The organism is Flavobacterium sp. (genome assembly GCF_040402955.1).
Classification (GTDB): Bacteria; Bacteroidota; Bacteroidia; order Flavobacteriales; family Flavobacteriaceae; genus Flavobacterium.
Map to the genome: position 1 here is coordinate 1 of NZ_JBBALQ010000016.1, position 19,272 is coordinate 19,272.

The 19,272-nt window shown below is 31.8% G+C and carries 15 protein-coding genes; 6 read left to right on the forward strand and 9 right to left on the reverse strand.

Annotated features, from left to right (window positions below; translation table 11 throughout):
• The 4 genes from pdhA to porU all read right to left on the reverse strand — a co-directional run bounded on the left by pdhA (position 1) and on the right by porU (position 6,833).
• Complete coding sequence (gene pdhA / locus ABWP78_RS07320) at positions 1-1,002, reverse strand: pyruvate dehydrogenase (acetyl-transferring) E1 component subunit alpha (RefSeq protein ID WP_353170148.1); 1,002 nt, start codon at positions 1,000-1,002, stop codon at positions 1-3.
• A 123-nt stretch (positions 1,003-1,125) separates the two neighbouring features.
• The gene (locus tag ABWP78_RS07325) at positions 1,126-1,608 is read right to left on the reverse strand and encodes a cytidine deaminase (RefSeq protein WP_353170150.1); all 483 of its coding nucleotides are present in this window, start codon (positions 1,606-1,608) and stop codon (positions 1,126-1,128) included.
• A gap of 91 nt (positions 1,609-1,699) precedes the next feature.
• Positions 1,700-2,872 (reverse strand): type IX secretion system outer membrane channel protein PorV, encoded by a 1,173-nt coding sequence (gene porV / locus ABWP78_RS07330; protein ID WP_353170152.1) that lies wholly within the window; start codon positions 2,870-2,872, stop codon positions 1,700-1,702.
• A 91-nt stretch (positions 2,873-2,963) separates the two neighbouring features.
• A complete protein-coding gene (gene porU, locus ABWP78_RS07335; RefSeq protein WP_353170154.1) occupies positions 2,964-6,833 on the reverse strand; it encodes a type IX secretion system sortase PorU in 3,870 nt (1,289 codons plus the stop codon).
• A gap of 186 nt (positions 6,834-7,019) precedes the next feature.
• Between porU and gldJ the strand changes: the two genes are divergently transcribed.
• Together gldJ and ABWP78_RS07345 are read left to right on the forward strand one after the other, a co-directional pair.
• Complete coding sequence (gldJ, locus tag ABWP78_RS07340; RefSeq protein ID WP_353170156.1) at positions 7,020-8,735, forward strand: gliding motility lipoprotein GldJ; 1,716 nt, start codon at positions 7,020-7,022, stop codon at positions 8,733-8,735.
• 63 nt (positions 8,736-8,798) lie between these two features.
• Complete coding sequence (locus ABWP78_RS07345; RefSeq protein ID WP_353170158.1) at positions 8,799-10,082, forward strand: UDP-N-acetylmuramoyl-tripeptide--D-alanyl-D-alanine ligase; 1,284 nt, start codon at positions 8,799-8,801, stop codon at positions 10,080-10,082.
• Positions 10,083-10,132: 50 nt separating this feature from the next.
• On the opposite strand, the gene ABWP78_RS07350 is transcribed toward ABWP78_RS07345, so the two are convergent.
• Positions 10,133-11,272, reverse strand: a complete 1,140-nt coding sequence (locus tag ABWP78_RS07350; protein ID WP_353170160.1) for an acyl-CoA dehydrogenase — start codon at positions 11,270-11,272, stop codon at positions 10,133-10,135.
• Positions 11,273-11,368: 96 nt separating this feature from the next.
• On the opposite strand from ABWP78_RS07350, the gene ABWP78_RS07355 reads away from it, so the two are divergent.
• The 4 genes from ABWP78_RS07355 to pepT all read left to right on the forward strand — a co-directional run bounded on the left by ABWP78_RS07355 (position 11,369) and on the right by pepT (position 16,192).
• A complete protein-coding gene (locus tag ABWP78_RS07355) occupies positions 11,369-12,430 on the forward strand; it encodes an anhydro-N-acetylmuramic acid kinase (RefSeq protein ID WP_353170162.1) in 1,062 nt (353 codons plus the stop codon).
• A gap of 68 nt (positions 12,431-12,498) precedes the next feature.
• Positions 12,499-13,725 carry a Glu/Leu/Phe/Val dehydrogenase dimerization domain-containing protein gene (locus tag ABWP78_RS07360; protein WP_353170164.1) on the forward strand — a complete coding sequence of 409 codons (1,227 nt, stop codon included), beginning with the start codon at positions 12,499-12,501 and terminating at the stop codon, positions 13,723-13,725.
• A 109-nt stretch (positions 13,726-13,834) separates the two neighbouring features.
• Positions 13,835-14,836: an energy transducer TonB gene (locus ABWP78_RS07365; RefSeq protein ID WP_353170166.1), complete on the forward strand. Its 1,002-nt coding sequence runs from the start codon at positions 13,835-13,837 to the stop codon at positions 14,834-14,836.
• A gap of 108 nt (positions 14,837-14,944) precedes the next feature.
• Entirely contained in the window at positions 14,945-16,192 is a 1,248-nt protein-coding gene (pepT, locus tag ABWP78_RS07370; protein WP_353170168.1) for a peptidase T, read from the forward strand.
• Positions 16,193-16,306: 114 nt separating this feature from the next.
• Here the strand turns inward: pepT and yajC are convergent, their stop codons facing one another.
• From yajC to ABWP78_RS07390, 4 genes are all read right to left on the reverse strand, one after another.
• The gene (gene yajC / locus ABWP78_RS07375; RefSeq protein WP_353170170.1) at positions 16,307-16,579 is read right to left on the reverse strand and encodes a preprotein translocase subunit YajC; all 273 of its coding nucleotides are present in this window, start codon (positions 16,577-16,579) and stop codon (positions 16,307-16,309) included.
• Positions 16,580-16,586: 7 nt separating this feature from the next.
• Positions 16,587-17,021: a DUF1573 domain-containing protein gene (locus tag ABWP78_RS07380; protein WP_353170171.1), complete on the reverse strand. Its 435-nt coding sequence runs from the start codon at positions 17,019-17,021 to the stop codon at positions 16,587-16,589.
• A 10-nt stretch (positions 17,022-17,031) separates the two neighbouring features.
• Complete coding sequence (nusB, locus tag ABWP78_RS07385) at positions 17,032-17,973, reverse strand: transcription antitermination factor NusB (RefSeq protein ID WP_353170173.1); 942 nt, start codon at positions 17,971-17,973, stop codon at positions 17,032-17,034.
• An 81-nt stretch (positions 17,974-18,054) separates the two neighbouring features.
• Positions 18,055-19,161, reverse strand: coding sequence for a Glu/Leu/Phe/Val family dehydrogenase (locus ABWP78_RS07390; protein WP_353170174.1), 1,107 nt, complete (start codon positions 19,159-19,161; stop codon positions 18,055-18,057).
• Between the last annotated feature and the right edge of the window lie 111 nt (positions 19,162-19,272).

Sequence of the window (19,272 nt, forward strand, 5' to 3'; positions counted from 1 at the left end):
TTATAGTCTGTGAGGAATAAATGGATAATTTTCTTGTTCGTAAACAACATCATATAATTGTTGTGCTTCTGGGAATGGAGATTCTTCTGCGAATTTTTCACATTCAGCAACTAAATCAATTACTCTTTGATCTATTGTTTCAATTTCTGCATCTGTTGCGTACTTTTTCTCTTTTATAATGTCTAAAACCTGAGTAATTGGGTCAATTTTTCTATATTCTTCTACTTCGTCTTTGGTTCTATAATGTTGCGCATCCGACATAGAATGTCCTCTATATCTATACGTTTTCATTTCTAAAAAAGTTGGCCCTTCACCTCTTCTTGCGCGTTCTATGGCTTCATGCATGGCTTCGGCTACTTTGACAGGATTCATAGCATCTACTGGTCCGCAAGGCATTTCGTACCCTAAACCTAACTTCCAAATATCTGTATGATTGGCCGTTCTTTCTACTGAAGTTCCCATAGCATATCCGTTATTTTCACAAATAAAAACAACTGGTAATTTCCACAACATGGCCATATTGAATGCTTCATGTAATGACCCTTGACGTGCTGCTCCATCTCCAAAATAAGTCAATGTTACACCACCTGTTTCAAAATATTTATCGGCGAAAGCCATACCTGCACCAACAGGTATTTGCGCACCAACAATACCATGACCACCATAAAAACCGTGTTCTTTAGAAAAAATATGCATTGAACCACCCATACCTTTTGAAGTTCCGGTAACTTTACCCAATAATTCTGCCATTACGGCTCTTGGATCTACACCCATACCAATTGGCTGTACGTGATTTCTATAAGCGGTAATCATTTTATCTTTTCCGCCAAGTTCCATAGCGTGTAATGCACCTGCTAAAACGGCTTCTTGTCCGTTATATAAATGAAGAAATCCTCTTACTTTTTGTTGTATATATAAGGCAGCTAATTTGTCTTCAAATTTTCTCCAAAACTGCATGTCTTCATACCATTTTAGATATACTTCTTTTGTAATTGGTTTCATATATGTAACTATTAATTTTTTTTACGAACCACAAAAATACTACAACGTATTTTATTCTAAAAATTTATTGCTGTTTAAATTAATAAAATAATCAATTTATTTTATTTTTTACCAACGAAATCGTTATAGATTTGCTTTATCAAACATAAAAGGCAATAAATTTTTTAGAGAATCGGATTTATGTATTGGTCCAATTGATCCCATATAATAAATTTCGATAGGCAAATCTTGTTTCACTTCATATTCAGAAATAGATTGACGACACGATCCGCATGGAGGAATCGGACTGATTGCCTCCCGATCTGATGGTGCTGCAGAAATAAACATTTTTACAATTTTATTTTCAGGATAATTCGCTCCTGCATAAAAAATAACTACGCGTTCTGCGCACAAACCGGATGGATAAGCTGCGTTTTCTTGATTTGAACCTTGTAATACCACACCATTATCTAAAACAATCGCTGCACCTACTAAAAATTTTGAATAGGGCGCGTATGCTTTTTTTCTAATTTCAATGGCTTTATTCATGTATTCTTTTTCTGAATCCGATAATTCATCAAATGATTCAAAAACAGACAACTTCGTTTCTAATCTTATTTCTCTCACAAGTGTATTTTTTAAAATTTTTACTTATTTTGGAAAAAAAATCCAAATTCAAAAAAGATTGAATTTGGATTTAAATTAATTATATTCTGTATTAGTTATTATCGTATTCGTCTCCAAAATTAAATGATAAAGAAAATCGTAACGTATTCTCAAGTGGGTTTCTAACTTTTGATGCTGAGAACAAATAAGAAACGTCTATTTTAACTGTGTTATATTTAAACCCTGCTCCTAATGTTAGGTATTTTCTGGCACCTTTTTCTACACTTTCATTAAAATAACCTGTTCTTAAAGCAAAAGAATCTTGATACCAATACTCCGCGCCTAACGCCCAAGTAAATTCTTGTAACTCTTCTGAAAAACCGTTAGGCGCATCACCAAAAGATTGAAATATACCACTAGTCCAACTAATTTTTCTATAATTTTGATTGTTTATAGATTTATCAGTAGCATTAATTACGCCGTCATTATTTAAATCCGTAACAGTTTGAGGTGTTGGCACTAATAATTTTGTAGTTTCACCTATTAAGCTTACTTTATTATAATCATCTAAAATAAAATCAAAACTTCCTCCCAATCGCATATTTGCTGGGATAAAGTTTTCATTTAATAAATCATTATCATAAGATAATTTTGGTCCCAAATTTTGAAAGTTAAAACCAGCTCTCCATTTTCCATTGAAATTGTCGAACGCTACTTCTTCCGACTGATAAATACCTGAAACATCCACCGCAAATGTGGTTGCTGGTCTAGCATCAGTTGTTGCATTGGCAATTTTTAGGTTGGAACGAATATAACGACCCGAAACGCCCATCGCAAACTCTGGACTAAGTTTTAATGAATATGATCCGTCAAGAGCAAATTCGTTTGGACTTGTAATTACAGGTACTTCATTAGGGTCACCTGTTTCTCTTAGTTCAATATCTCCAAAACCAAAATAACGTAAACTACCTGAAAAAGCCATTCTATCATTAAACCTATTAAAATAAGTTAATTGTCCTAAAGAGATGTCGTTTGCTATACTAGTCAAATAAGGAGTGTAACTCATTGAAAATCCTTGCTTTTGCTTTGAAAATGCATATTTTGATGGGTTAAATTGTTGCGAATACGCATCGGCAGAAGTTGCCACCCCCATGTCGGCCATACCCGCAGAACGAGCGTCTGCAGCTATTAATAAAAAAGGTACTGCTGTAGTAATTACTCTTTCTTGCGCGTACGTATACTGCGCAACTACTAAAATTGTTAAAAGTTTAATTAGATTTTTCATCTGTTTGATTTGGTTACTATTTATTTATTTCAGATGTAATTTTATTTCAATATGCTTGTTTTTATAGCGAATTGACAAATATACATTTTTTTTATAGGATTACAAGTTTTTCTGTTTTTTCTGTTTTTTTACCAGTTATTGCTGATTTTACCGTTACTTTATAAACGTATACGCCTTTTCCTATTTTATCTCCAAAATCATCTTTTCCATCCCATTTGATATCTCTTGAAGTAAATCCTTCATTTACAACGGTTTGGTTAATAGTTTTTACCAATTTACCCGTTATGGTTAAAATCTGAACTTGTACTTCTAATGGTTCAAATGGTCGATTATGACTAAACCAAAATTCGGTATAACTTACAAATGGATTCGGATAATTTAAAACATTTTGTAATTCTAAATCACCATCGCCAATAACCAAAAACTGAATTTCAGCTGTAATTAAATTATTATATACATCCCATGCTTTAAACAAAATAGTATGTAAACCTGGTGCCAAATCCCTAAACGGATAAGTAACTTTTCCTTTTTTGTAGTTATTTAATTCGGTTTCGTAATAGTCATTTAAATTGTATGGATTGTTTTCATCACTATCCAAAACAGCTATAATATCGTGCCCAATGCCGCTTGCTGTGTTTATTCCGTTTTCATCTTCAAGAAAAGCTAGGAAAATTGGTGATTTATTTGTTATTCCGCCACTAACAAAATTCGTATCGTTCATATACAATTTTAACTTTGGTGGTGTGGTATCAGAAGGGGCTGATGTATTTACCCCACCTACTTTAATTTGAGAGTTAAATCCTGTTTGATTTTGTAAAGTTGGCGAATTGCTTTTTGCATAAAAACTCACTCTACCATTTCCTATAGGAATTTGAATATCTTGTGGTACGATAAAACTAAATTCAAACTTTCCGTTTACTACTGATGCATTTCCTCTGTAGATGACTTCACCTAAACTTACAAAATTTAGCTTAGGTTGATTATAAGGCGGCAAAGAGGCATTGTCATTATCCAGTGTTAATCTATTTAAATTTTTATCATAAACTTGTACAGCTAAATCTCCATTATAATTAGCTAATAAGGCATTGTTCTCGTCCAAAACCTCTCCTGACAGTGTAGCTAATGACAAAGCTTGTAAAGAAAGTGATGTTGTATTAATGTTTTCGCCATTTACTTTGGTTAAAACTACTTTTGGTCTTGGAATGGCTAATTTTAATGCGGGATCGCCAATGTAAAAAACGACTCTTTTATTTGAACCACCAAGACTTATTTTAGATCTACGTAACGTTTCTGCAATAGAAATGTAGGAATTATTTTCCATCGTAAACAAATTATTGTAAATTTCTTCATTTAACTGAATTCCTAAAGATTGACTAATTTGTCTGGTTGTAGCTAATAATGCAATGGCACCTCCTGCTTTATTCCAATACATGTATTCCCCACCTGTAGGCCGATTTGGGTCATCAAATCGCGTAAATTCACAAGTAATCGTAATAAATAATGGATATTTGTATCTGTTTCCTAATGCTTGTGCGTCTGATTTTTCAAAAATACGTTCTACTGCAAAACTTTCTTCATTACCATGTCCGTAATAATTTAACACCAATGCACCTAATTCAATAGCATCAATAAATGCTTTTTTTGCTTGTGGATATCTCGGTCCACCAGCGCTTACTTCTTGCACGTAAGCATCTGTGAAAATTTTATTACTATTAAAAAATGGATTTGCGACTGAAACTTCATCCGCTAATTCGTTTAAATCTTTTTGTAATAAATAATCTCCAGATAAAAAAGGATCGGGATCGTCTGCATAATATACTAAGTTGTTTCGCCATCTTTTGTACGATTTTTCATCATGATATTCAATTACCTTGTTTACCATTTCTGAAGCTTGCGTATTTGAAGAAACTAGCATTCTTCCAACAGCTAAATCCATTAAATCAGCTGAAGATTGCATATTTCCTTCATTATCATCCATTAGTGTGAAGAAATCATCAGACATGAAAGATGAAAACAATGAGAAATTAGTACTATTATTTGGATTTAAAGATTGAGACACCTCAAAACCATGAAAAATAGGAACCACATTCGTATTATTTCGAATTCTATCTTTAAAATCGTAAGATGCATCCCCAAATAAATTTAAATATTTTACTTTATTAGCGGTATTTGAAGCATTATCATACACATATTTTACGAAATTTCTAATAGCGGCAATATCTTGTTTCCCGCCTCCAAATTCAGTATATATTAAAGATAGCGGGACTACTTTAACACTCATATTTGAATTGTTTCTATGAAAATTAGCCAAAGTTTCTGCTTGTGCAACCAAACTAGTTGGGGTCACAATTAAGTAATCGATATCTTGAAAAACACCTTGATTATTTTTAAAAATAGTCCCTTTTAAATTTTGATTGGCCACATTTGTTTCCGCTTCTTTTGAAGGTAAATAAATATCAAAATTATCCACTGCAACAAACTTTTTATCCTGACCTAAAGTCAATTTAAAAGACATGCTATTTTGTGTGTTATCTAATTTTGTTACATTATATATATCCGTAACATCCCAAACCGATTTAATATTTGTCGCATTAGAAATAGCAAATTGTCCTACACCAATATTTGTTTTTACTAAATTATTTGAAAATAAAAATTGCTTTCCATATCCTTTTAATTCCGCATTATATTTTAAAATAATGAAATCTAAATACCCTTTTGAAGATGGTACACCATTATTTACATATGTTAAATCAATAGTTACGGCATTAGAAGTTGGAACTAATGTAGTATTTAGAATGTTTTCAAAACCTAGAGTAGACCCAATTGCTGCGTTTATTGGAACGGTTCCTATATCTACAGCATTTGCTTTTACTTTAAATGAAGTAGAAACAAATGAAACTGCCGCAAAATTCGCAGATAAATTTACGGGTGAACCCGAAGTATAATTTGGTAATACGAATGGAAACGTCTGGTTGTCATCTAAATCAAATTTTTCTCCAAACCATCTTCTACCAATTTTTCCTGCATTAAAAAGGTCTACTTCGTGAAATTGATACCCGTCATAATTTGAAAGAAATAAGTTTGCCGAACCAACTGGCTCAATATAAGGTTGGATTCTTTTTCCAGCTGATCCAGAAGTAGAAACATAATAATACGATCTGTTTGCAAATTGATTTACGTGCGTTAAACTTTCTTCATTCCAAGTATCGACACCTTCTGCATAAAATAAAATATAATCATTTTCATTAAAAACACCGTCTTCTTCGCCAATAAACTGAACGGCATTTTCTTCTAAATCAATTGGATAAGCAGTGCTGTTTAGTAAAGGCAACATTCTACCTCCATTACCATATATTTTAATATTTCTTGGGTCAATAGCAACATTTACTCCAATGCTTTGAAGAAAACTTTTACTAACTAAATAGACTCCTGATTTTTCAACATAAAATCTATGCCAAGCCCCAGTAGCTAATACTGAGTTCTGAATAGAATTTGTACTTTGAAATGATCTATTGGAATTAGATATCGAATACTTTACAGAAAATGATTTCACTCTTTTATATCCCGAATTGTCTTTAATAATTGGATTAAAATTAAAAGAAAGATAGGCGTCATTTCTTGCATAAGAAGAAAACGTTTTAAAATCAATCTTCGAGGAAATATTCGAAATATCCAACCCGCTCAATATCGAAACATCTATTGTTTCATATACAATATTTTCAATCAAGGCTGCACCTTCCGGAACCAATCCTTGAACTTTGAAATTATTCACATAGGTAATTGCTCTTTTAGAAATGTGAAATTCAAAATTTTCAGATTGAAATTGTGGTATGTTATACTTTATATTATCTACAACAAAAGGTTTGTCACTATTCCAAACAAGTGAAAAATCTTTTGTGTTTTGAGCAAAACTCAAAAAAGAAGCAAATACAAATATTAAATATTTTTTTTTCATTCCCATAGTAACGCAAAATAAACTAAAATATTGCAAATAATAAATTTTTAAATAACTTTATACAATATTTAACGCGTTTTTTCGTTTCATAATATATCAAGTAAAATTATTGTTTAATTTTTTTTTATTTTTTTGTTGCATATTAATGGTTTATTACTATCTTGCGGCACTTAAATTATTACCTACCAAAGTATGAGAGTTACTAAAATTATGACTTTAAAATTGTTACTAGCGTTGACTGTAGCAATAGGTTTTACCAGCTGTAGCAAAAGCGGAAGCACCAAAGGTGGTTCTAGCGCAACTGGATGGCAAATCAACGATAAAAAAGGTGGTTTCCAATACAACACAAAATATAAAAAACAAGAGACCCCCCCAGGAATGACCTCAATTGAAGGAGGAACATTCACTATGGGTAAAGTGGAAGATGACGTAATGCACGATTGGAACAACACTCCAACAAAGCAACACGTTCAATCTTTTTACATGGATGAAACGGAAGTTACAAATATGATGTATGCAGAATACTTATATTGGGTAAAGTCTGTATATCCTCCAACACAAGACAACTACAAAAACATTTACAATGGAGTAATTCCTGATACTTTAGTATGGAGAAATCGTTTAGGTTATAACGAAACGATGACAAATAACTACTTAAGACATCCAGCATATTCTAACTATCCTGTAGTTGGCGTTAACTGGATTCAAGCTACTGAATTTTGTGAATGGAGAACCAATCGTGTAAATGAAAACATTCTTGAAAAAGAAGGTTACCTTAAAAAAGGAAATAAAATTAGTGCAGAAGTTACTGCAGATGCTAATTTTGACACAGAATCATACATCAATTCACCTTCAAAAACTTTTGGCGGTAAAGAAGAGATTGTTTTGAAAAAACAAATGGGACAAAAAGGTCCAAGTAAAAAGTCTGGGGCAGCTGCACCTACCGAAGCTAAAAACGTATACGCACAAAGAAGTTCAGGAATTGTATTACCTGAGTACAGATTACCTACTGAATCAGAATGGGAATATGCTGCATTAGCATTAGTAGGAAACAGAGAATATAATATTTACAAAGGACAAAAGAAATACCCTTGGAAAGGTCAATATACGCGTTCAGGTAAAAGACAGTTAAGAGGTGATCAATTGGCTAACTTTAAACAAGGTAAAGGAGATTACGGCGGAATTGCTGGATGGTCTGATGACGGTGCAGATATTACACAAATTGTTAAATTTTACCCTCCAAATGATTTCGGATTATATGACATGGCTGGTAACGTTGCAGAATGGGTACAAGATGTTTACAGACCAATTATTGATGATGAAGCAAATGACTTTAATTATTTTAGAGGTAATGTTTATACTAAAAATAAAATTGGTGAAGATGGGACTGTAGAAATGGTTACTAGCGAAAATATTAAATATGATACATTAAGTACTGGTAAAGTAATTGCTAGAAACTTCCCAGGATCTATTGCACAAGTTCCAGTTGACGAAAACGAAACGTATTTAAGACAAAATTTCTCTACTTCTGACAACAGAAATTATAGAGATGGAGACAAACAATCAACAAGATACTTTGATTTTGGTTCAAATGACGAAGAAGCATCTCAAAAAGAAGATCCAAACAAAAGAATGTACAAATCTCCATTACACAAAATATCAGCAGATAGTGCAGGGAATCAGTTAAGACAATATGACAAATCTGACAACAGAAGTACTTTAGTTGATGACAATGTAAGAGTTTATAAAGGAGGTTCTTGGAGAGATAGAGCCTATTGGTTAGATCCTGCTTCAAGAAGATATTTCCCACAAGATATGGCAACAGACTATATTGGATTTAGATGTGCCATGTCTAAAGTAGGTCCTAAAAACAACAAGAAAACACCAAGAGGTAACGTTAAGAATTAATAATTCTTAAAATATTTTACAAAAGCCCTTTATTTTTAAAGGGCTTTTTTTTATTTTAGCAGTATGGAAATAGCAGCAATTTACAACTACTTTTTGCAATCAACCGGTATTGCAACAGATAATAGAAAAATCAACGCAAACAATATGTTTGTAGCGCTCAAAGGCGACAACTTTAACGGAAACAAATTTGCGTTAAGTGCTTTAGAAAACGGTGCTAAATTTGCGTTAATAGATGAACCAAAATACAAAATTGACGACCGTTTCATTTTAGTAGAAAATTCATTAGCTACCCTACAACAATTAGCCAATTACCATAGGAATCAGCTTAATATTACCATAATTGGATTAACTGGAAGTAATGGAAAAACAACTACCAAAGAACTAATTTATGCTGTACTATCTCAAAAATACAACACAAAAGCAACTGTTGGAAATTTAAACAATCATATTGGCGTTCCATTAACGCTGCTTTCTTTTGATAAAAGTACAGAAATAGGCATTATAGAAATGGGTGCCAATCATCAAAAGGAAATTGAAATGCTTTGCGAAATATGTCAACCAGACTATGGGTATATTACCAATTTTGGAAAAGCCCATTTAGAAGGTTTCGGAGGAACAGAAGGTGTAATTAAAGGCAAAAGCGAATTATACGAATTTCTTTTTGTAAATCAAAAAATGGCATTTGTAAATACTGATGATGTCATTCAAAATGAAAAAACTAAAAATATAACCAACATTACTTTTGGTTTAAATACTCCAGAAAATTTCGTTTCAATTTCTAAAATAGAAACCAATCCAATGGTAAAAATTGAGTTTGAAAACACCATTATTCAATCGCATTTAATAGGCTTATATAATGCGAACAACATCAATGCAGCCATAACAATTGGTAAACATTTTGGCGTTTCAAATGAAAAAATAAAATTTGGTATAGAAAACTACATTCCAAATAATAATCGTTCTCAATTAATAGAAAAAAATTCAAACAAAATAATCCTCGATGCATACAATGCAAATCCGAGTAGTATGGTTGCAGCGTTAACCAATTTCTTTCAATTAGAAGAAATGAATAAAATAGCTATTTTGGGCGATATGTTTGAGTTAGGTATAGAAAGTTCCGAGGAACACAAAAAACTAATTGAGTTTTGTTTAAATCAAACAGATATTAATTTTTATTTTATTGGAAAAGATTTTTTAACTCATAAAAATACAAATACAAACATACATTTTTACGATACTTTTGAATCTTTTAAAGAAAATTTTACAAAGCAAAAAACAGAAAATAGTTTTCTACTGATAAAAGGTTCACGTGGTATGAGTTTAGAAAGAACTTTAGAAATATTATAATAAAAAAGGCAACCAACTGGCTGCCTTTATTTATATTTCTATTTTGAAAACTACGAAACCAAACCTCTTGAAATTACAATTCTTTGAATCTCTGAAGTTCCTTCATAAATTTGGGTAATCTTAGAATCACGCATCATGCGTTCTACGTGATATTCACTCACATAACCATTACCACCGTGAATTTGAACCGCTTCGTTTGCTACTTCTAAAGCTATTTCTGAAGCATATAATTTAGCCATCGCACCTGAATGTGCAATATCTTGACCTAAGTCTTTTTCGGTTGCTGCTTTGTGAATTAACAATCTTGCACATGTAATTTTCACATGCATATCTGCTAATTTGAAAGCGATGGCTTGATGTTGAAAAATTGGTTTTTTAAATGCCACTCGCTCTTGCGAATATTTCAAAGCTAATTCATAAGCACCTTGAGCAATTCCTAAAGCTTGTGAAGCAATTCCTATTCTACCACCGTTTAAAGTTGACATGGCAAAGACAAAACCAAAACCGTCTTCACCAATTCTGTTTTCTTTAGGAACTTTTACATCATTAAATAATAGTGTATGCGTATCCGAACCACGAATTCCCATTTTCTTTTCTTTCGGACCTATTTCAAAACCTGGCATCCCTTTTTCTACAATTAAAACATTAATTCCTTTATGCCCTTTTGAAACGTCTGTTTGCGCAATAACTAAATATGTAGAAGCTGTTCCTCCATTTGTAATCCAATTTTTGGTACCATTTAATACATAATGATCACCCATATCAATTGCGGTAGTTTTTTGCGAAGTCGCATCAGAACCTGCTTCCGGCTCAGACAAACAGAAAGCGCCAATTACCTCGCCTTTAGCTAAAGGGATTAAATACTTTATTTTTTGTTCTTCTGAACCATATTTTTCTAAACCAGCACATACTAATGAGTTATTTACTGACATAATAACAGCGGCTGAGGCATCAATCTTAGCAATTTCTTCCATGGCTAACACATAAGAAACACTATCTAAACCTGCACCACCGTATTTAGGGTCAACCATCATTCCCATAAATCCAAGTTCAGCCATTTTCTTAACTTGCTCGGTTGGAAATTTTGAATGTTCATCTCTTTCAATAACACCAGGTAATAATTCTGTAACAGCAAAATCTTTAGCCGCTTGTTGAATCATTAATTGTTCTTCATTTAATTTAAAATCCATTATTTTGCTATAGGTTAATTGAATATATCATAAAAATTTCGCTCAAATGTAGGTAAATAATATGAAATTTTCAATAAGAAATTGTATTTTTAACCCATGTTTAAGCACAACTATAACGTTATCGGCGTAATGTCAGGTACTTCATTAGATGGAGTGGATTTGGCACATATTAATTTTGAAATAATAAACGGAAAATGGTCCTATCAAATATTTGAATGTGATACTATTTCATATTCAAATGAAATGATTTCAAAACTAAAAAATGGAATTCATTTTAGTAGCATTGAGCTTTCAGAGTTAAATATTGAATACACGAATTTATTAGGCAATAGTATTTCTGAATTCATAGTCAAAAACAACATTTCTAATCTTGATGCGGTTTGTTCACACGGACACACTATTTTACATCAACCACAAAATGGCTTCACGCTTCAAATTGGTAATTTGTCCGAGATCGCAAAAATTACAAATCAAAAAGTGATTTGCGATTTTAGAGTGCAAGATGTACTTTTTGGCGGACAAGGCGCGCCATTAGTGCCAATTGGCGATAAAATTTTATTTTCTGAATTCGATTATTGCTTGAATTTAGGTGGCTTTTCAAACATTTCTTTTGAAGAAAATAACGAGCGAATTGCTTTTGACATTTCACCTGTAAATACCGTTTTAAATTTTTATGCGAATACATTCGGATTGGAATTTGACGATAAAGGTAAAATTTCGGAATCTGGAAATATAAGTAAAGCATTATTTGATGAATTGAATACGTTAGAATTTTATCAAAAACCATATCCGAAATCATTAGGTTTTGAATTTGTTCAGGAAATTATTTTACCTATTTTAGAGAATTATCCAATTACAGTAAAAGACAAAATGCGAACATTTACTGAACATATTGCTTTCCAAATTGGTAAAACATTACAATACAAAACTGGAAAACTATTAATTTCTGGTGGAGGAGTATATAACGATTTTCTCATCGAAAGAATAAAAAACTATTTACCAGCAATTGATGTAATTATTCCTGATGAAAAAACCATACAATATAAAGAAGCTTTAATTTTTGCTTTACTTGGCGTGCTAAAATTACGAAATGAAATTAACGTTTTAGCAAGTGTTACGGGTGCTAAACAAAATCATAGCTCAGGCAAAGTATTTTAACTAATAATTTTACTCAATCATTTTTTACAATTATATTTGCAAAATAAATCAAACCCTAAAATCAAAACATGAAAGATTTACTACATAAATTCGAAAACAAAGAACCTGAAATTGTATTCAACTGGAAAGACCCTGAAACGGAAGCAGAAGGATGGACTGTAATAAATTCATTACGTGGTGGTGCAGCTGGTGGTGGAACTCGAATGAGAAAAGGGTTAGATCAAAATGAAGTACTTTCTTTAGCAAAAACGATGGAAGTCAAATTTTCAGTTTCTGGTCCAGCCATTGGTGGAGCAAAGTCTGGAATTAATTTCGATCCAGCAGATCCTCGTAAAAAAGGTGTTTTAGAACGTTGGTATAAAGCGGTTTCTCCATTATTAAAAAATTATTATGGAACAGGGGGCGACTTAAATGTAGATGAAATTCACGAAGTTATACCAATGACAGAAGAATGTGGTGTTTGGCATCCTCAAGAAGGCGTTTTCAACGGACATTTTAAACCAAGTGAAGCAGATAAAATCAATAGAATCGGACAATTACGACAAGGTGTAATTAAGGTAATTGAAAATGGCGAATTTACTCCAGATTTATCTAAAAAATATACTGTAGCCGATATGATTACAGGTTACGGAGTAGCAGAAGCTGTAAAGCATTTTTACGGAATTTATGGCGGTAGCGTTGTTGGCAAAAAAGCCATTGTACAAGGTTTTGGAAATGTAGGTTCTGCAGCCGCTTTTTATTTAGCCAAAATGGGTGCGAAAGTAGTTGGAATTATCGATAGAGATGGTGGTGTTATTAACGAAAATGGATTTACATTTGAAGAAATAACAGAATTATTCAGAAATAAAGATGGTAACAAATTGGTTTCTGACCAAATGATTCCTTTTGCTGAAATCAATGATAAAATTTGGAAAATTGGTGCACAAATTTTTGCTCCGTGTGCGGCTTCAAGAATTGTTTCTAAAGACAATGTAGAAAATATGATTACAAATGGTTTAGAAGTGATTTCATGTGGTGCGAATGTTCCTTTCGCCGACAAAGAAATATTCTACGGACCAATTATGGAAGAAACTGACAATAAAGTGAGTTTAATTCCAGATTTCATTTCAAACTGTGGAATGGCAAGAGTTTTTGCTTACTTTATGGAGAAAAAAGTACAAATGACAGATGAAGCTATTTTTAATGACGCTTCTGAAATTATTGGAAAGGCCATTCAAAAAACATTTGATATAAATGCTAGTAAAACAAATATTAGTGCTAGAGCTTATGAAATTGCTTTAAAACAATTGGTATAAAATTAAAAATACCTTAACTATTAAAAACTAGGTTTAAACTATTTTGAACCTAGTTTTTTTTGTTTCAACAATTTTTATTACTTTTAATCGTTAATACAAAAAACCAAAAATGAGATCAATTATAAATTTATTTAAAACACTATACGAGCACGGCTATTTTACCTTGCTTTTACTTGTTTTATTAATTGGTTCAGTTTGGTTGTTAGTCCATTTTTTAAAGAAATCAAGACTTTCTGATTCAAATAAATCCATTGTAATCACTACACATTCAGTAGTCTGCCTTGTACTTTTATTATTATTTGTACGATTTTGGCCTCCGTATGGAAAAACCGAAATGTTAATTGCACAAGGAGGAGGCGGAGGCGGCGTTACTCTAAATTACGGCGATACCGATTTTGGAAAAGGTGATGATTATTTAAATGAAACTTTAGAAGTGAATATGAAAGATGTAGCATCAGAACCTGAAGAGGCAACAGCTGATGAAATCATAACACAAGATAATGCTGGAGCCGATGTACCTACTCCACCAAAATCAAAAATCAAACCTAAAGATAAAAAGCCTACCGAAACAAAACCAGTAGAAACAACCAAAGCACCTGTAAAAAAACCTAATAGCGCTTTAAGTAATATGATTAAAGGTAAAAACAAAGGTGGTGACGGGAATAGTACTACAAACGGAAATCAAGGTTCGGCTAACGGAAATGCCAATTCAAACGGGTATTATGGCGGTGGCGGAAATGGAAGTGGAAGTGGAACAGGTGGCGGAAATGGAAGTGGAAACGGTACGGGCAACGGAGCAGGAAATGGCTCTGGTTCTGGTGGCGGAAATGGAAGTGGTGGCACAGGCGGTGCCAATTATAGTTTAACAGGAAGAAGAAATATAAGTCAACCCGCAGTTGGTAACGAATGTAATTCTTTCGGAAAAGTAGTAATTGAGGTTACCGTTGATAAAGCTGGAAATACTATTGGAGTAGCAAATGGTAGAGGTACAACTGGAGATGCTTGCTTAATTGCATTAGCTAAAAACTTTGCTCGAAAAACAAAATGGTCACCAAGTGATTCAGCTGCTGAAAAACAAGTAGGAACTATTACTTATAATTTTAAGAATTAATTTTAAGCTGAAGAATTTCAATACGAATACCCAAATAAACCTTCTAAACTTTTAAACTTTTTTAAACATTAAACAATTATATTTGCATCAATATTAAAAACAAAACAAATGCAACATATAATTGACCGTTTTATTGGATACGTTACTGTAGATACAGAATCGGATCCAGAATCTAACACCACGCCAAGTACAGCTAAACAATGGGATTTAGCCCATAAATTAGTTGAAGAGCTAAAACAAATAGGTTTGTCAGATGTTTCAATTGACGACAAATCCTATGTAATGGCAACTTTACCAAGTAATTTAGATTACGAAGTACCTACAATTGGTTTTGTTTCGCATTTTGATACTACTCCAGATTTTACTGGAAAAGATGTAAAACCACAAATTATAAGAAATTATGATGGTGGCGATATTGTTTTAAATGCCGAGAAAAACATCATCCTATCGCCTTCTTACTTTAAAGATTTATTACAATATAAAGGTCAAACTTTAATTACTACTGATGGTACTACGCTACTTGGCGCAGATGACAAAGCAGGAATTACAGAAATTATGACGGCAATGGAATATTTAGTGCAACATCCAGAAATTAAACACGGAGCATTAAAAGTATGTTTTACACCTGATGAAGAAATTGGTCGTGGTGCAGATCATTTCGATGTAGAAAAATTTGGTGCAGAATGGGCATATACAATGGACGGAAGTCAAATTGGCGAATTAGAATATGAAAATTTTAATGCAGCTGGAGTAAAAATAAGGTTCAAAGGAAAAAGCGTGCATCCAGGTTATGCTAAAGGAAAAATGATCAATTCGATGCTTTTAGCGAATAAATTCATTTCTAAATTACCGAAAGACGAGACTCCTGAAACGACTAAAAATTACGAAGGATTTTATCACGTTACAAATATTCAAGGTAGTATTGAAGACACTTTAGTGCAATTAATAATTAGAGACCATAATCGTAAGAAATTTGAAAAACGAAAGGTCTATGTTGAAGAATTAGTCTCGAAAATCAACAAAAAATATAAAAAACAATTTGGCGAAGACATTGCTGTTTTAGAAATAAAAGATCAATATTATAACATGCGTGAAAAAGTAGAACCTGTAATGCATATTGTAAATCTTGCCGAACAAGCCATGAAAGAATTAAACATCAAACCGTTAATTAAGCCAATTCGTGGTGGAACTGATGGTTCGCGTTTATCATTTATGGGATTACCTTGTCCGAATATTTTTGCTGGCGGACATAACTTTCACGGTAAATACGAATATGTACCTGTAGAAAGTATGCAAAAAGCGGTTGAAGTAATTGTGAAAATTGCAGAATTAAATGCGATTCAGAATAAGAAATAAATTCTAAATTAAAAATCCCAAATCCCAAAATTGGATTTAGCATAAAATAAAAATTCCAAATTCCACTGTTTTTTCAGTTTGGAATTTGGAATTTTATTTTTGGAATTTAAAATATTATTTCTTCTCAATCAATTTTAAACTCATTTCAGCAGAAATTGAACTTTTTTCAATTTTTAATTTACCTGACATGGTTTCCATAACAATTGTAGTTTCGGAAATTTCAGAAACTTTACCATGTATTCCAGCGATGGTAATAATTTTATCGCCTGTTTTTAAGTTGGTTAAAAATTGTTTTTCTAACTTAATTTTTTTGTTTTTCGGCATAATGATTAAGAAGTAAAATACCGCTATCATTAATACTAACTGCGCAATTAACATTGGATTCATATCGTTTTTATTTAGATTTAATACTTGCTTTTATATTAATAGTTTCAACAATTTGAGCTGTATTACATGTAATCAAGACTGATTTTGTAACTTCACCAGACTTCCCATTGGAGTCAAATTTCACTTGAATTGGCGCTGATTCTCCAGGTTCTATTGCTTCTTTTGTAACTTCAGGAACGGTACAGCCACAAGAACCATGTGCCTCCAATACATACAAATCGTTTTCACCTACATTTTTAATAGTAAAAGTAGTTGATACTATTTCACCTTGTTTGATTTCACCAAAATCATGAACCATTTTATCAAATGATACTTTTGTTTTTGGTGCATCCGCATTCTTTTGTAAACTAAGCATCAAATTCTCTTCTGGTGACAACTCTTTTTTACAAGACCAAGTAATTAACAATGAAGCTACTACAAAAATTCTAATTATTTTTTTCATATCGTTTGATTTATAATAATCCTCTACCCGATTTTTTTATTTTATCTTCGGCTTGAAAATCTTTTACTAAATTGTCTAAAATTCCGTTGATAAATATACTACTTTTTGGTGTAGAATATTCTTTGGCGATTTCTAAATATTCATTTAAAGTAACTTTTACCGGAATTGATGGAAATTTTAACAACTCGCAAATAGCCATTTTAAGAATAATAGTATCCAATTCAGCAATACGTTCCTTATCCCAATTTGGGGTTTTATTTTCAAATGTTGCAGCGAATTCCAATTCATTTAAAACTGTTTTTCTAAATAAATTTCTTACAAATTCTTTGTCATCTAAATCTTTAAAAACAACTGGCAAATTTAAACAATCATCAAAACTTTTTATCGCCTTAATTTGCTTAGAAAGTAAGGTATTAATTACAGGAATATCATCAACCCATGTAATTTTACAATCTTCTAAATAATCGTAAAGTTTTTCGTTTGGTGCAATAATTTCATTAAAAACATCATAAATAAAGAAAATATCTTTCTTAAATTCTGAGGTTTCAACTGCCATATATCGTTTGTATACATCCGAAGTTTTAATTTCTTCTAAAAGGAAAATAATACAATCGTCGTTTCGTTTCCAATTGTCAATTTTTCTTTCTTCTAATTTATTATAAAAGGCAGTATGTTTTTCTAAAATTTTAAAGAAACTATTATTTACAAACTTAAAGTTAGGATTTTGTTCTTCTTTTGTAGCCAAATGTTTTTTAGAAGCTAATTCTAAATATGCTTTTTCTTTGAGTTGTAATTCATTGAAAATGGAAAGCATTACTAAATATAAATCTTGAGAATTTTCAATACTTTGTAATAAAAATTTTTCCTCTTTATCTAACGAATCCGATTCGTGTCTATGCATTGCATAGATGGTTTGCATCACTTTTACTCTAAAATGTCTTCTGTTAAGCATGTCTAAGAACTTTAAAAAAATTATCCCGAAATAATTATTGTTTTATTTCGGGACAAATTTACAATTTTTTATTTTAAAGAATTATTTGTTTTGTAATTCTTTTTTTCTGTCATCAATTCTTTTTTGAGCAATATTTAATGCTGCTTGATGTGTAGTACTATTTTGAGCATCTGATAACGTGAAGATGTCCATTGCAGTATTATAAATATTTTCTGTTTTTTCCATCACTTGAGCAGAAGTTAAATTTGCCAATTCAGAATATACATTAATTACACCACCCGCATTAATTAAGAAATCTGGAGCATATAAAATTCCTTTTTCTTTTAATAATTTTCCATGAATTACTTCATTAGCAAGTTGATTATTAGCCGCACCAGCAATTATTTTTGCTTGAATTTTGCCAATGGTTTCATCATTAATAGTTGCACCTAAAGCACATGGCGCATAAATATCAACATCTAAACTATATAAATCGTTTCCAGTAAAAATTTTAGCACCATATTTAGAACCTACTTCATGCAATCTGTTTTCATTAATATCTGAAATGGTTATAATAGCGCCTTCATTAGTTAAATGCTGCACTAAAACTTCACCAACATGCCCAATTCCTTGAACTAAAACGCTCTTTCCAGCTAAAGTGTCTACGCCAAATTTATGTTTAGCCGCCGCTTTCATTCCCATAAAAACTCCATATGCTGTGATTGGAGAAGGATTTCCAGAGCCACCTTTACTTTCAGAAATTCCAGTAACATAAGGTGTTACTTCTCTAACCGTATCCATGTCTTTTGTTTCCATTCCAACATCTTCAGCTGTAATATATTTTCCTGATAAAGAATTCACATATTCTCCGAATTTTCTCATCAATTCAGGTGTTTTATCAGTTTTGGCATCCCCAATAATAACTGCTTTTCCACCACCTAAATTCAATCCAGAAATAGAAGATTTAAAAGACATACCTCTAGATAAACGCAACACATCATTCAATGCTTCCCATTCATTTGCATAATTCCACATACGTGTTCCACCAAGTGCGGGTCCAAGAACGGTATTATGAATTCCGATTATTGCTTTTAATCCTGTATCTTTGTCATTACAAAAAACAACTTGTTCGTGTCCGTCAAAAGAAATTTGACCAAAAACAGGATCTACTTTATGTAGTTCATTAGAATTTATAATATCTGTAGTCATGTATATATTTGATTATTTATCAATAATGAGTCGCAAAAATATATATAAATTATATATAATTCTTATTTTTTATTTTATTTTTACGAATACAATAATTATTACTAATATACA